Here is a 15,689-nt window from a genome sequence, read left to right as displayed (position 1 = left end):
TTATTATGCGTGCATAATAAAAAATACGATAGCCAGTAATCCTATTTTAAATACTTAAAAAAATAACAAGCCCTTTTGAATTAACAAAAGGGCTTGTTGTATAGGGCTTTTGGTAGTTTTTTATACTTCTGCGTATGCTTCAATAGGAATACAGCTACATATTAAATTACGATCGCCATAAGCATCATCCACTCTTCTAACCGATGGCCAAAATTTATTTTCCTTTACAAAGTCTAAAGGGAAAGCAGCTTTTTGTCTACTATATTCAAAATTCCAACTGTCGTTAGTTACCATTTCCAAAGTATGCGGTGCATTTTTTAGAACGTTATCTTTATTCTCAGAATATGCTTCTTCTATTTCTTGTCTTATAGATAGCATTGCATCACAGAAGCGGTCTAATTCTGGTAAGCTTTCACTTTCTGTGGGTTCTATCATTAATGTTCCTGCCACAGGGAAAGAAACCGTAGGAGCATGAAAACCGTAATCCATTAATCTTTTAGCAATATCGGTTACTTCAATGCCGTTTTGTTTAAATGGTCTACAGTCTATAATCATTTCATGAGCTGCTCTTCCTTTTTCTCCAGTATATAAAACATCATAACCACTACTTAATCTATTTTTTATGTAATTAGCATTAAGTATTGCAGTTATTGTAGATTGTTTTAATCCTTTTTCCCCAAGCATTTTAATGTAGCTGTAAGATATTAGGCATACTAATGAGCTACCCCATGGAGCAGCAGAAATAGCAGAAATTGCTTTTGAACCTCCTGTTTTTATTACTGGGTTTGATGGTAAAAAAGGAACTAATTGTTCTGCAACACATATTGGACCAACACCTGGACCGCCACCGCCATGTGGAATTGCAAAAGTCTTATGAAGATTTAAGTGACATACATCTGCGCCAATTGTTGCGGGGTTAGTAAGACCAACTTGCGCATTCATATTTGCTCCGTCCATATAAACTTGTCCGCCATGATCATGGATAAGTTTTGTTATTTGTTTAATAGAAGATTCAAAAACCCCATGTGTAGATGGGTAAGTCACCATTAATGCTGATAAATTTTTGGAATGTAGTTTTACTTTTTCTTCTAAATCTGTAACATCAATATTTCCTCTTTCATCTGTTTTAGATACAATTACTTTCATACCTGCCATTACTGCAGATGCAGGGTTAGTACCGTGTGCAGAAGCTGGAATAATACATATATTCCTATTCGTATCTCCATTAGATTCATGGTAGGCTCTAATAGCCATAAGTCCAGCATATTCTCCTTGCGCACCAGAGTTTGGTTGTAAAGATGTAGCTGCAAAACCAGTAATGGTAGAAAGATCGTTTTCTAGTTCTTTTAATACAATTTGGTAACCTTCTGCTTGTTCTATTGGAGCAAAAGGGTGTATGTTACCCCATTGGTTAGAACTTAATGGTAGCATTTGCGTTGCCGCATTTAACTTCATGGTACAAGAGCCAAGAGAAATCATAGAGTGGTTTAATGCTAAATCTTTACGCTCTAATTTTTTAATATAACGCATTAACTCTGTTTCGGAATGATAGGAGTTAAAAACAGGATTCTCTAAAAATGCAGAAGATCGTTGTAGTTCTTGTGCAATTTCTTTCTTATCTATAAAAGAAGTTATTTGTATCGTTTTATTTTCTTTTGCTTCCGAAAAAATAGTTACAATAGTATCTACATCAGCAATAGAAACACTTTCGTTTAAAGAGATAGAAATTGTATTGGCATCTACATAATAAAAATTAATTTCTTTTTGCTCTGCTAATGGCTTTATTACAGCAGACTCAGCTTTAATAGTAATAGTGTCAAAGAAGCTGGTATTTAGTTGTTTATAGCCTAATTGCTCTAAATTTGTAGCAAGGGTAACAGTAGCTGCGTGTATTTTATTAGCAATATATTTTAAGCCATCTGGGCCATGATATACTGCATACATTCCTGCCATAACAGCTAATAATACTTGGGCTGTACATATGTTAGAGGTAGCCTTATCTCTTTTTATATGTTGTTCTCTGGTTTGTAGCGCCATTCTAAGCGCTTGTTTGCCATCAGTATCTTTTGTAATACCAATTATTCTTCCTGGAATATTACGTTTGTAAGCCTCCTTTGTGGCAAAAAAGGCAGCATGTGGACCACCATAACCTAAGGGAATGCCAAAACGCTGTGTTGTACCAACAACAACATCTACACCAAATTCTCCTGGCGGTTTTAATAAGGTTAAACTTAAAATGTCTGCAGCAACTGCAACTTTTATATCCTTTTCATTAGCCTTAGAAACAAAAGAATCAAAGTTATGTACTTGACCGTTTTTTCCTGGATATTGTAATAATACTCCAAAAAAATCATTAGTAAAGGTAAACTCTTCATGATTACCAATAACTAATTCTATTCCTAATGGAGCAGAACGTGTTTGTAATAATGATAACGTTTGCGGTAGTACTTCCTCAGAAACAAAAAACTTTAAGATGTTAGCCTTTTTTTGAGCTCTGCTACGAACATCAAAAAGCATAGTCATAGCTTCTGCTGCTGCAGTACTTTCATCTAAAAGAGAAGCATTTGCAATTTCCATAGCTGTTAAATCACAAACTACTGTTTGGAAATTTAATAAGGCCTCTAATCTACCTTGTGCTATTTCTGCTTGGTAAGGTGTATATGCAGTATACCATCCTGGGTTTTCTAATATATTACGCTTAATTACAGAGGGGGTAAGAGATTCATGATACCCTAAGCCAATGTAAGATTTAAATACCTTGTTTTTATTAGATAGCGCTTCTAAATGACTTAGAAACTCGTGTTCGCTCATTGCTGGGGATAATTGTAAGTCTTGCTTAAGGCGAATATCATCTGGTATTGTTTCGTAAATAAGTTGTTCTAGATTAGTAACACCTATGCTTTGTAACATGTGTTTGTAATCTTCTTTTTTTATGCCAATATGGCGAGATGCAAATAAGTCTGTTCGCATATTCTGAATTAGTTTTTTTACTTTAAATAGTTTTGCAAAATAAGGAAATTATTTATGGAATTTTAGGACTCGGTAAAGGAAGAATACTAAAGTTTTTAACCAAAAACTAAGGTTATAAACAGTTTAGCTATTTTTGTTAAATGAAGGTATTAAAATCTCTTTTTAATTTTTACTTAGATGCTAGTATTCATGTTGCTTTAGCAGTAGTTTCTTTACTTTTAGCAACGGGCTTATTGTTTTCTATAAAAATTGATAATCATTTACTGTCCTTTGTCTTTTTTAGTACTATTTGTGGATATAATTTTATAAAATATGGGGTAGAGGCTAAGAAATACATTTTAGTTGCAAATAAATACCACAAAAACATTCAGTTGTTTAGCTTTATAGCTCTAGCTATTTGTATATATACTATTTTTTACCTGCAGTATAAAACCATTTTAGGTTTATTAGTTTTACTTGCTTTAACAGGTTTGTATGCTATTCCTGTTTTACCACACATAAAAAAGTTTAGAGATTTTGGCGGATTTAAAATTATATCTGTAGCTATGGTTTGGGCGGGAATAACAGTTATTATTCCTGTTTTAAATATAGATTTGCCATTAACTTGGGATGTTTGGGTAGAAACAATACAGCGTTTTATTTTAGTTTTAATTCTTCTTATTCCTTTTGAAATACGAGATTTAAAGTATGATTCTCCAGAACTTAAAACATTACCGCAACGATACGGAGTTACAAAAAGTAAAATAATAGGAGCTTTTGGAGTGCTAGTTTTCTTTTTATTAATTTATGTAAAAGACACTATTACAACAATAGATATTTTATCAAAAGGTATTTTGTTTTTAACGTTGGGAATTTTAATGTATGTAACCAAAAGAAATCAGAATAAATATTTTGCTTCTTTTTGGGTAGAAAGCATTCCAATATTTTGGTATATATTATTTTTATTTTTTCCCCTCTAATTTATTTTTCATAGCTATTTTGTCACTATCAGACAAAATATGAAGGTTAGCTTTATTACAAAGCGATGTTAATTCTGCATTTTTTTTACTGTGTTTAGAACAAGCCTTACACACAAAAAGATGGAATTTTAATTTTATTTTCTCCATTAAAGAAGCCTCATTATACTGAGCTTTGTTGCAAATTAATGCTGCCTTATCACAAGAAATCATACTTTAAAACCAATTTTTATTTAAACAATCCATGAGAGCAGTTCTAGCTCTATGAATCATAACCCACAAGTTAGACGGATTAATTCCTAATGCATTACAAATATCTTCAGTATCTATACCCTGAACTGTTTTCATAACAAAAACTTTAGATTGTTTTTTGGGTAATTTAGAAATACATAATTGTATGGCTTCACCCAATTCTTCATTCTCCAAAGCATTATTATTTATAGTACTAAAAGGGTCTGCTACTTGTTCTTCTAACCAATCTCCATCAGAATCACTATTAGCACTATAGTTCATACGAACTTCTGCCTTTCCTTTTTTAGAGTTTATTTTTCTGTAATGATCTATTACTTTTCTTTTAAGAATAGCTATTAACCATGTACGCTCTGCCGCATCTCCTTTATAATTTTTAGCAGATTTTAATCCTGCAAAAAAAGTTTCTTGTACTAAATCTTTTGCAATTTCTGCATCACTAACCCTAGTAACTGCGTAATTAAAAAGATAATCTGCGTATTGATCTACCCAGATATTTGGATTTAGTTGATGCGGAGCCATTCTATTATTTATTAATGCCAAAAGTAAAAGATTTTTATTTAATATGTTAATTTTGAGTTATTATCAAACAAATTAAATATTATGAAATTATTTTTCTTGTCTTTTACATTGTTGTTCTTATTTTTCTCTTGTTCACAAAATAAAGCATTACATATCACAGAATTTTCACGAAAAAATACGAATAATGCAATACTTATAGATGTAAGAACACCAATAGAGTATGCTGAAGGTCATTTAGAAAATGCCAAAAACATTAATTGGTTTGATAAGAATTTTGAAGAGCAAGTTAAATCTCTAGATAAAGAAGAAACTATTTATGTTTATTGTAAAGCTGGTGGGCGTAGTGCGAAAGCACAGCAGAAACTTCTAGATATGGGGTATAAAAATGTGATAAACTTAGAAGGAGGTTATTTGGCTTTTATGGCAAAATAACCTCTTTGTTGGAGTGTTTTTTAATCCAACTTTTCTAAAATATCTATTAATTGTTGTTGTCTTATTGGTTTTGTTAAATAGTCTGAAATATCATTTATTTGTGTTGCCTTTTCAATATCTACGGGATCCACAGAGGAGGATATCATGTATATGATGATATTTTTGGTAAGCTTAGACTTAATTTTTTCATATTCTTCCATAAATTGAAAACCATCCATTACCGGCATATTTATATCTAAAAAAATAATGTCTGGTAATTCCTCTTGGTTATTAAGATTATCTAGCATAAAATTATTAGCTTCTAAACCATCATTAAAAACTATAATTTCACCAATGGAATCTAAAGATTTTAGATTTAGAGACATGGTGTATTGATAAATTTCATCATCATCTATAATACAAACTTTCATTTTTTATTTTTTTATTAAAAATTTATATAAAAAGTAGTTCCAACATTTACTTCACTCTCTGCATAAATTTGGCCACCCATAGCTTCTACTTGAGTTTTTGTAATAAATAGACCAATACCAATAGCTTCTGGATGTCTATGAAAAACCTTATTTAACCCAAATAATTTATGACCATGCCTTTTTAAATCTATACCAAGTCCGTTGTCTTTAATAGATAAAGTAGTTTTTCCATTACTTACACTAGTTTTTATTTCAATTTCAGGCGTGCGGTCTGGCGACTTATATTTTATGGCATTACTTATTAAATTTAAAAATATACTTTCTAAATATATTTGATTGTACAAAATTGCTGTTTTTTTTGAAAAATCTTTATTTATTATAGTATTTGTTTTTAAAATTTCAGCAGCTAAAATTTCTTCTGTTTTTTTTAAGGTTTCTTCAAATAAAAGTTCTTGTTTAGTTACATCTATATTGTTGGTAACTTTTAAAGACTCGATTAAAGAATTTAATGTAACAGTAAGGTGGTTAATTACAATTTCAAATTTTTCAAAAAGAACCTCTTTTAAATCCTCATTACCTTCTCCTTTCCAAAGATCTAATAATGCATTTAAGTTACTTACAGGTGCTCTTAAATTGTGAGAGGTAATATGATTAAATTCTGCAAGTTGTTTATTTCTAGCGGTTAATTCTGCTGTAGATTTTTCGAGATTAGTATTTATTTCAATAATTTCTTGTTGCGCTTGTACTTGTTCTGTTATATCTTGACTGGAACCGATTATTTCTACAACTTCCCCATTTTTATTAGTCTTAACTGTGCCAACAACTTCAATAGTTCTTATTTCTCCATTTTTATGAATTACGCGATGATAAAATTTTTCTATTGCTTTGGTATTAATAAATTTTTCTTTTTGATTTATTAAATATTCTTTATCCTCTGGAGGTAAAAAGGATAGGAATTTACTAAAACTCATAGGGGTTCCAACTTTAACATCAAAAATACGGTACAAATTGTCGGACCATATAAATTTACTGCTAGGAACCTTTAAACGCCAATATCCAATTTTAATTAGCTGCTCTACAAAAGTTAAAAGTTGGTTTTTTTCTAATAATTCTATTTCTTTTTTCTTGCTTTCTGTTACATCTTGGCAAGAGCCTAATATTTCTATAACCTCACCGTTACTATCTGTAATTATCTTACCAACAGATTTAAGTGTTTTTACTTTTCCATTTTTTAATCGTATTCTATAGGTCGCATCTCTAAATTTCCCATCTTGCATCCCAGCTTTTAGGTTAGAAATTATAGTGTCTTTATCATCTTCGTGAATATAATTTATATAGGTTTCATATTTTACAGGTTCATTTTTATCATGTTCGTAGATATTATATAAATTATCAGACCATATTACTTTATTTGTTTTTGTACTCCAATGCCAATTACCTGTCATTGTCATTTTTTCTGAAATACGCAATTGTTGGTTTCTTTGTAATAGTTCTTTTTCTTTTTCTCTTATTATAGTTATATCTTGGCTTGTGCCTACAATGGATATAATTTTATTATTACTAATAGTAACCTCTCCTTTAAGATTAATTGTTTTGGTTACACCATTTTCTGTAATGATACGATGGGTAAAAAATAAAAGAGAATTAGGATTAATGGCTTTTTCAATTTGTGTATTAAAATAATATTTATCATCTGGATGAACATATTTAAAATACGTTTTGTAAGTTAAATTTCCTCCTTTTTTTAGATTAAATATTTTATAAAGATTATCAGACCAAGATTCTTCATTTTTCTGCAAATCCCATCGCCAATACCCTGTTTGAGTGTTGTTTTCAGAAAGACTTAAATGCTTGTATGTTTCTGTTAATTTTAATTTAGATTGTATTTTTTCTGTAATGTCTAATACGGTGCCATGAATTTTTATACAGGTGCCATTTTCAATAACAGGTTGGCCAAAAACTTGTAAGTATTTAGTATTAAATTCTTTGGTTTTTATTTTATGTACTAGGTTAAACGATTTATGGTGCTCTATAGCATTAGTATGCGCTGTTTTAAATTTTTCTTGCTCTTCTTTTTCTTTTATAAAGGTAAAAACATTAATTAATGTAGGCGAAAAGTCCTCAGGTACTTCATGCATTGCTTTTAATACACTATTCCAATAAATTTTTTGGGTTTTAGTATTAAATAGAAAAACACCAATATTTGCTACTTTATTAGCATTTTTTAATAGCTCTAAAATTTGGATATTATCAAATTCTTTATTCTTCAAAACTATTAGTTTTAGTGTTAAACTTTAGTAGGGTTATAGCAAAACTTTGTAAGAATAAAACTTAGCTATATTGTATGTATTATTCTACAATATATTAAAAAATACATAATGTTGTTAATGATGTGTAAATTTAGAATGGTAAAATATGTAAAAGGAAACTACCTTTTTTAGCTTTATTTAAATATAAAAAGATGTATTAATTTAATAAGATTAAATTACCTACAGCATTATTTAACTCTTCTGCCGTTGTTCCTGGAACCATGTCTTCATGGTAAAGAAAGCGTATAATTTCTTTTTCAACATCCAAAAAGTTGTTATTTGGGCTAATAGTAGAGCATAAGAAGCTTTTTTCCTCATCACATTTATTAGAGTGTCCAAGCCCTAGGGAATGACCTAGCTCATGTTTTAGTAAAGACTCTATTGGGCTAGATATCCAAATTCTAGAATTGTTAAGAGCAAGACCAGTACCAGAACTTATTGCGTAACCATCGTAGGTTTTACCATCAATTATCTCATGCATATCTGGCCATAAGGTTTCTATTTCTTCAGCATCTCCATAATATAAATGTACATTAGATTCTGTTTTGGTATCTACAATTGTAATAGCAAAATCACCTAAATTAAATAAAGCATTATATTGGTCTAATACACTTTGTACGGTTGCACGGTAGTCTGTACTTATTGTGCCGTCTAGAAAAATTTTCATTGGGGCTCCCCATTTTTGAATAGAACTTAGTGCGTTGGAGTCTTCCCATAAGGTTAAATATCTAAAGTAATCTACAAGCTCTTTTTGCTCTGTAGTTAAAATAGCATATTCCTCTATATTTTCTAGAGTTATAATAATGTCTTCATCTACAATAGTAGTACCATCAAAAACAGAGATAGTGGCAGAAATACTTGGTGTAGTTTCAAAATCTAGAATGGTATTCTCTCCTATGATAATTTCTCCGGTGGTTTCATTTATTATTAAATCGGCTTCAGATTGTATGGTATAGGTTAAAGCATCATTATCTTTATCGGTAGCTTTAATAGTACCAATACTGCTTTCAAAAACAGAATGTTCTTCAATACTAAAACTTTGATTAGCTGTAAATTCTGGATTGTTATTACCTAAATCATTAGATTCATTAGTAGAATCTTTACTACATGAAAAGATTAGTAAAGAAAAAATTGGGATTATAATTTTTTTCATAATTTTCTATTTGGGCTCAAATGTATTTAGCATATATAACTTAATAGTCCCTGTAAATAGGGTTTTTAATTACAGCTATTAGGTTTTTAAAACGGTAGGTTTAGTAATAAAATTGCATTTCTTTAAAATAGAGCTACTATTTTATAGTTATACTATTAAAAAATACCAATTTACAGGGATGCTTAGCGTTTTTTTTAGGGATATTTTTGTTAAAAATAAATTACAAGATGAAGGTAGTAAAGAGTTTAAAACAATTAATAATAGTTGTAATTGTAGTATTATATAGCACTACTAATTTATTAGCCCAGCAAGACACTTTGTGGTATGATTCTAAATGGAAGAAAACAACAAAAGAAAATGCAAGCTTTTACAGACCACCTGTAAAAGCAGAAGGAGCCTTTTTTAGAGTAAAAGATTATTACAAGTCTGGTGTTTTACAAATGAATGGTTTATCTAAATATGTTGATAAAGACTTTTGGGTAGGTAAAATTACTTGGTATAAAGAAAATGGAAAAGCATACCAAGAAGGCACTTATAAGAATAATAAGTTAGATGGAGAATATATAAGCTATATACAAGATAAAAAGATAATTTCTACCTATAAGAATGGCGCATATGTAAGCGGAGAAACAAATTTAAATTATAGTTCCTACTATATCTATTTTAAAGAAATTGAAGATGGTTATAAGAGAACATATCATAACGGAGATTTAAATGGGTTGCGTTACGAAGAGTATTTAGATAAGGATAACAAAAAAAAATATACAAAGTATTATGATAAAAATGGAATATTCTTAGGAGAGTCTAAATATTTATCTAACGGAAATAAAGCGGGTATAGAGGTGTATTATAATTACAATCCATTTTCTATATCTAGTATACAGTATTATTCTAAAGGAGGAGCTGTACTAGGTAAATCTGTATATTATAAAAATGGAAATATAAGAGAAAAATTTATTTCGGAACCAAACTACAAAACAGTTTATTATACTATTAAAGGAGAAGAATTAGGTTCTTTAACGTATAGTATGGCAAATTCTTATTTGAACCCTAGAAATGGGACGCAATATACTTTTAAATCTAATTATCCATACACAAAAAAGGAAGATAAAAAAGAAGAAGATTGGCTTTCTTACATTACTGTTTATGAAGAAGGAAAAATTGTTGAGTCTACAGAAAAGTATAAGAATGGTAAAATAAAATCCCTTTTTACATACAAAGATGGCACTAAGTTGCTAGATGTTTTTTATGATGAACAAGGGAAAGAAAAATCAAGATTAAGTTATAAAGATTACAAACCTTATAATGGAATACAATATAACAGAGATTCTAAAATAACATATGTAGACGGAGATTTAATTGAAGAGATAAAATACTACCCAGAAACTAAGATTAAATTCATGGTCTCAAAAGATAATTTAAAAACGTATTATGATAAAGAAGGAAAGGTTTTGGGAACCTTAACTATAAGAAGTGGGTCTTACGGATCTCCAGAAGATGGTGTTAAGTATAGTTATTATAATGGTGTTTATGATAGAATAGAAGAATATAAAGCAGGAAGAATAATAAAAGTCACTACGCTAAGAAAAGGGAATAATGATGCTTATTATAAAACTATTGAGATGTATGATTCTAGCGGTTATAATAGAGAGAAAGAAATAAGATTTTATAGTAATGGAAAGCCACAAAATAATACAGATTTTAAAAATTATAAACCAGCCTTAGGAGTTTATTTTAATGAAAAAGGAGAGGAGATTGGTAGCTATAATTTTAAAACGAAAGAGGGAAAACGTTATGAGTTTTTCTACGAATCTGACCAAATAAAAGAAGTAGAAGAAATAAAAAATGGAAAGTTAATTAGCGCTCTAGCTTATGAAAGGGTTTATAATTATGATAAGAAAGGCTATGAATATGTATTGATAAAAGATATAGATAGTTCTAAAGATGCCAAATTTTTTGATAAAGAAGGAAAGTTAATTGCTAAAGCTACTTTTAAAAATGGGGAATTATATAACGGTACTACTTTTGATGCAAAAGATAGGGTCTTGTATACTATAAAAGATGGTAAGAAAAATGGTGTTTACGAAAAGTATGATTATAATGCTAATGTGGTAGAAAAAGGTGCTTATAAGAACGATTTAAAAGACGGACTTTTTGTAACCTACAATACTACTGGTTCTAAAAAGTCATCTGTAAATTATGTTAATGGAAAACCAGAAGGAGACGCTATTTATTATAAAGAGGATGAAGTGCTAAGCAAAATGACCTATAAAAATGGTAAGCCATATAAAGGAAAAGTAACTAATTATAATTCTTATTCAGATACGTATCAAGAAGACACATACGTTGATGGAAGTTTAGTCAAATCTATAGATACTAAAAAGGATGGAAAAATAATAACAACATATACTAGCAAAACAAATAAAGAGATTGTTAAGTATAATTTAAACGATAAAAAGGTCTTAACTTATAATTTGCATAATGAAAGTTTAGAAGGAAAAGTTATTGGTTATGATGATGAAGGTAATGTGGAAAGAACAGCAGAATTTGAGAAAGGTAAATTAGTAGCTGGGAAAGTAAAAATAAAAGGACAATCTTACAATAATCCTTCTAGTTATGTTTTTTTAATAAGAACAGATACTACTTTTGCTATAGAGCAATATAATGAAGATGGCTTGGAATATAAAGCTTTTGAAAAAGTTGAAAAAGGAGTTCGTTTACAGCATTTATACAAGCTAGATTCTAAAACGGAATATATTTACCATACCGATTTATTATAAGAATTTAGTAAAAAAAAGCTCCATTAGTAGCACTAGTGGAGCTTTTTTTATTTTTAGTAGACGGTTATAACAAACCAGCACGCTCTAATAAAGCCTCTACTTTAGGTTCTGCGCCTCTAAAACGTTTGTATAAAACCATAGGGTTCTCTGTTCCGCCTTGGGAGAGTACGTTGTCTTTAAACTTTGTTGCAACCTCTTTATTAAATATTCCTTTTTCTTTAAAATATGCAAAAGCATCAGCATCTAAAACCTCTGCCCATTTGTAACTATAATACCCAGAAGAATACCCTCCTTGAAAAATATGAGCAAAAGCAGTACTCATACACGTTTCTTTTGTTTCTGGGTATAAATTTGTTCCTGTAAACGCTTTTGTTTCATGTGCTTTTACATTTGTAATATTTGTTGGGTCTGCACCATGCCAAGACATATCTAACAATCCAAAACTTAATTGGCGTAGCGTTGCCATACCTTCTTGGAAGGTGGCAGATTCTTTTATTTTTTGAACCAATTCCATAGGTATTAATTCTCCCGTTTCATAATGTGTAGCAAAAAGCTCAAGAGCTTCTTTTTCATAACACCAGTTTTCTAAAACCTGACTTGGTAGTTCTACAAAATCCCAATACACCGAAGTCCCAGATAAGCTAGGATAGGTTGTATTTGCGAGCATACCATGTAATCCGTGCCCAAACTCATGAAAAAGGGTAGTAACTTCATTAAACGTTAGTAAAGAAGGTTTGCTTTTAGTGGGTTTGGTAAAGTTACATACGTTAGATATATGCGGACGCACATTTTCTTCTCCTCTTTTGTATTGCGACTTAAATGAAGTCATCCAAGCACCACCACGTTTTCCTGCTCTTGGGTGAAAATCTGCATAGAAAAGAGAAATAAAATTCTTTTCTGCATCGTATACTTTATATGTTTTTACTTCTTCATGGTATTTATCAATATCAAAAACCTCTTCAAATTGTAGCCCAAAAAGTTTTTCAGACACTTTAAAAACACCATCAATTACGTTTTCTAATTTAAAGTATGGTTTTAAAATTTCATCATCTAGATTAAAAAGTTTTTGCTTTAATTTTTCAGAATAATAAGAGCCATCCCATTTCTGTAACTGCTCTATACCATCTAAATCCTTTGCAAAATCTTCTAATTGTTTAAACTCACGTTCTGCAGCAGGTTTTGCTTTTTCCAGTATCTCATTTAAAAATGCTTGAACTTTTTCTGGCGTTTCTGCCATACGCTCTTCTAAAACAAAATGTGCATGGGTTTTATAGCCTAAAAGATTAGCACGCTCATGCCTTAGATTTGCTATTTGCAGTACATTTTCTTGGTTATCTAAATTATCTCCTTTAAAACCTTTGCTGCCAAAAGCCAGAGTAAGTTCTTTACGTAGTTCGCGGTTACTAGCATACTTCATAAAAGGAATATAGCTTGGGTAATCTAAGGTAATTAACCAGCCATCTAAATCTTTAGATTTTGCTAATTGCGCAGCAGCCTCTTTTGCTCCTTCTGGGAGTCCATCCAAATCAGCTTCGTTAGTAAGATGTTTTTGGTACTTATTGGTTTCGGCTAAAATATTCTCGCCAAACTGTAATTTTAGTTTTGCAAGTGCAGCATCAATTTCTCTTAGTCTTGTTTTTTTATCTTCAGGCAGGTTAGCACCATTACGGCTAAAAGCTTTATATCTTTTGTCTAATAAAGTTTGTTGCTCTGTATTTAGTGTTAAGGAATCTTTTTGGTCATAAACCGCTTTAACTCTAAGAAATAAATCTTTGTTAAGTGTAATATCGTTCCCAAACTCAGAAAGTAAAGGAGATATTTCTTGCGCTATTTTCTGAATTTCTTCATTAGTTTCTGCGGAGTTTAGATTAAAAAACACAGATGAAATTCGGTCCAATTGCTGTCCAGAAAATTCTAAAGCTTCAATAGTATTTTCAAAACTCGGAGATTCTGTATTTTTTGTAATAGCATCAATCTCTGCTCTAGCATCTTTCATTGCCTGTAAAAAAGCAGGTTTAAAATGTTCGTTTTCTATAGTAGAGAAAGGAGCAGTATCAAAAGGAGATAAAAGTGGATTCATTTTTTTTTAAAATTTAAAAGATTAAGAGCAAGCACAAAGTCTATTTTTTAGTTTTGCTAATTGCTAATTGCTAATTGCTAATTGCTAATTGCTAATTGCTAATTGCTAATTGCTAATTGCTAATTGCTAATTGCTTTAGCTCCATCAATCACTTTTTGTTTTAAACCTTCTTTGTAAAGAATAATTTTATCTAAAACACATTTGTCACTAGCGCCAATAATTTGAGCTGCCAAAATACCAGCATTTTTTGCGCCATTTAAGGCAACCGTTGCTACAGGAACACCACCAGGCATTTGTAGAATAGATAAAACAGAATCCCAACCATCTATAGAGTTGCTACTTTTAACAGGAACACCAATTACTGGTAGCGGTGACATAGAAGCTACCATTCCGGGTAAATGCGCTGCACCACCAGCACCTGCAATAATTACAGTATAGCCGTTAGTATGGGCGTTTTTACTAAAATCAAATAATTTTTCTGGAGTTCGGTGTGCAGAAACTATGTCTACATCTACTTTAATATCAAAACCTTTTAAAATATCTATTGCATCTTGCATTACTGGTAGGTCGCTTGTGCTTCCCATTACTACTGCTACTTTGCTCATATCTTTATTTGCTTATAACTTTTATTGTTTCTTTTACTTGTTGTGCAATTTCTCTTGCCTTTATAATATCTTTATTTACTATGGTAACATGTCCCATTTTACGAAAAGGTCTTGTTTGTTTTTTACCATAAATATGCGGGGTAACACCTTCTAATTTAAGAATTTGTTCTATATTCTCATAAATAACATCACCAGTATAGCCTTCGGCACCAACTAGGTTTACCATAATACCGGCTACTTTATTTTCAGTACTTCCTAAAGGTAAATCTAAGATAGCTCTTATATGTTGTTCAAATTGATTGGTGTAACTGGCTTCTATAGTTTGGTGTCCACTGTTGTGTGGTCTTGGAGCAACCTCATTTACTAAAATTTGGTCATCTTCTGTCTGAAACATTTCTACAGCTAGTAAACCAACTTGCTGTATTTTATTAGAAACTTTTAGCGCTATTTCCTGTGCTTTTTTTGCTACATCTTCATTAATTCTTGCCGGGCAAATTACATATTCCACTTGGTTAGCTTCTGGATGAAACTCCATTTCTACCACAGGATAGGTAACTACCTCACCAGATGCGCTACGGGCAACTATTACAGATAATTCATTTTTAAAAGGAACCATTTCTTCTGCAATACATTCTACATTTGGTAAACCTTTTAAATCTTCTACCTTACGAACCACTTTTACCCCTTGCCCATCATACCCAAATTGGGCACATTTCCATACAAAAGGAAATTGTAATCCGCCATTTTCAATGCTGTCTTCTATTTCGCTAGTATATGCAAAACGGGAGAATGCAGCAGTAGGAATGTTATTATCTGTATAAAATAATTTTTGAGTAGCTTTATTTTGAATAATACGTAAGGCTTTTGTTGGCGGATATACTTTTACTCCTTCGTCTTCTAATTTTTCTAAAGCTTTGGTGTTTACATTTTCAATCTCTATAGTAAGTACATCTACACTTTTTCCAAAATTATAAACGGCATCAAAATCTAATAAATTCCCTAAAACAAATTCATTACAAGCAATTTTAGAAGGTGCATCTTCAGATGCTTCTAATACTTTAGTTTGTATGTCAAATTTTCGGGTTTCATACAGCATCATTTTGCCAAGTTGGCCGCCACCAAGAATACCTAATTTAAAATCTGAAGAAAAATAACTCATGTTTATACGCTACTTTAGTAAAAATAATAACAAAAATACAGCTAAATCTTAGAAACCAATTCTA

General features: G+C 30.7%; 12 protein-coding genes. 3 read left to right on the top strand and 9 right to left on the bottom strand.

What is annotated here, in order from left to right; genetic code table 11:
* Positions 1–120: 120 nt before the first annotated feature.
* Complete coding sequence (gcvP, locus tag Q0820_RS00530) at positions 121–2,970, bottom strand: aminomethyl-transferring glycine dehydrogenase (RefSeq protein WP_298484256.1); 2,850 nt, start codon at positions 2,968–2,970, stop codon at positions 121–123.
* A 140-nt stretch (positions 2,971–3,110) separates the two neighbouring features.
* On the opposite strand from gcvP, the gene Q0820_RS00525 reads away from it, so the two are divergent.
* Positions 3,111–3,929 carry a hypothetical protein gene (locus Q0820_RS00525; protein WP_298484255.1) on the top strand — a complete coding sequence of 273 codons (819 nt, stop codon included), beginning with the start codon at positions 3,111–3,113 and terminating at the stop codon, positions 3,927–3,929.
* Here the strand turns inward: Q0820_RS00525 and Q0820_RS00520 are convergent.
* Both Q0820_RS00520 and Q0820_RS00515 read right to left on the bottom strand, forming a co-directional pair.
* Complete coding sequence (locus tag Q0820_RS00520; protein ID WP_298484254.1) at positions 3,912–4,139, bottom strand: hypothetical protein; 228 nt, start codon at positions 4,137–4,139, stop codon at positions 3,912–3,914. The two genes, Q0820_RS00525 and Q0820_RS00520, sit on opposite strands and share 18 nt — an antisense overlap.
* A gap of 3 nt (positions 4,140–4,142) precedes the next feature.
* A complete protein-coding gene (locus tag Q0820_RS00515) occupies positions 4,143–4,697 on the bottom strand; it encodes a sigma-70 family RNA polymerase sigma factor (protein WP_298485432.1) in 555 nt (184 codons plus the stop codon).
* Positions 4,698–4,778: 81 nt separating this feature from the next.
* Between Q0820_RS00515 and Q0820_RS00510 the strand changes: the two genes are divergently transcribed.
* A complete protein-coding gene (locus tag Q0820_RS00510) occupies positions 4,779–5,129 on the top strand; it encodes a rhodanese-like domain-containing protein (RefSeq protein WP_298484253.1) in 351 nt (116 codons plus the stop codon).
* Between the two features lie 20 nt (positions 5,130–5,149).
* On the opposite strand, the gene Q0820_RS00505 is transcribed toward Q0820_RS00510, so the two are convergent.
* The 3 genes from Q0820_RS00505 to Q0820_RS00495 form a co-directional block, all read right to left on the bottom strand.
* Positions 5,150–5,539, bottom strand: a complete 390-nt coding sequence (locus Q0820_RS00505) for a response regulator (protein ID WP_298484252.1) — start codon at positions 5,537–5,539, stop codon at positions 5,150–5,152.
* Positions 5,540–5,553: 14 nt separating this feature from the next.
* On the bottom strand, positions 5,554–7,809 hold the full coding sequence (locus Q0820_RS00500) for a PAS domain-containing protein (protein WP_298484251.1): 2,256 nt from the start codon (positions 7,807–7,809) through the stop codon (positions 5,554–5,556).
* Between the two features lie 196 nt (positions 7,810–8,005).
* The gene (locus Q0820_RS00495; RefSeq protein ID WP_298484250.1) at positions 8,006–9,001 is read right to left on the bottom strand and encodes a hypothetical protein; all 996 of its coding nucleotides are present in this window, start codon (positions 8,999–9,001) and stop codon (positions 8,006–8,008) included.
* Between the two features lie 227 nt (positions 9,002–9,228).
* Here Q0820_RS00495 and Q0820_RS00490 point away from each other — a divergent pair, with 227 nt between their 5' ends.
* Complete coding sequence (locus Q0820_RS00490; RefSeq protein ID WP_298484249.1) at positions 9,229–11,781, top strand: hypothetical protein; 2,553 nt, start codon at positions 9,229–9,231, stop codon at positions 11,779–11,781.
* Positions 11,782–11,845: 64 nt separating this feature from the next.
* On the opposite strand, the gene Q0820_RS00485 is transcribed toward Q0820_RS00490, so the two are convergent.
* From Q0820_RS00485 to Q0820_RS00475, 3 genes are all read right to left on the bottom strand, one after another.
* On the bottom strand, positions 11,846–13,861 hold the full coding sequence (locus Q0820_RS00485; RefSeq protein WP_298484248.1) for a M3 family metallopeptidase: 2,016 nt from the start codon (positions 13,859–13,861) through the stop codon (positions 11,846–11,848).
* 119 nt (positions 13,862–13,980) lie between these two features.
* On the bottom strand, positions 13,981–14,466 hold the full coding sequence (purE, locus tag Q0820_RS00480) for a 5-(carboxyamino)imidazole ribonucleotide mutase (protein ID WP_298484247.1): 486 nt from the start codon (positions 14,464–14,466) through the stop codon (positions 13,981–13,983).
* A 4-nt stretch (positions 14,467–14,470) separates the two neighbouring features.
* Positions 14,471–15,625 carry a 5-(carboxyamino)imidazole ribonucleotide synthase gene (locus tag Q0820_RS00475; protein ID WP_298484246.1) on the bottom strand — a complete coding sequence of 385 codons (1,155 nt, stop codon included), beginning with the start codon at positions 15,623–15,625 and terminating at the stop codon, positions 14,471–14,473.
* Positions 15,626–15,689: the final 64 nt, after the last annotated feature.

This window comes from uncultured Maribacter sp. (assembly GCF_947495965.1).
Lineage (GTDB): Bacteria > Bacteroidota > Bacteroidia > Flavobacteriales > Flavobacteriaceae > Maribacter_B.
This window is presented reverse-complemented; position numbering and strand designations above follow the sequence as displayed.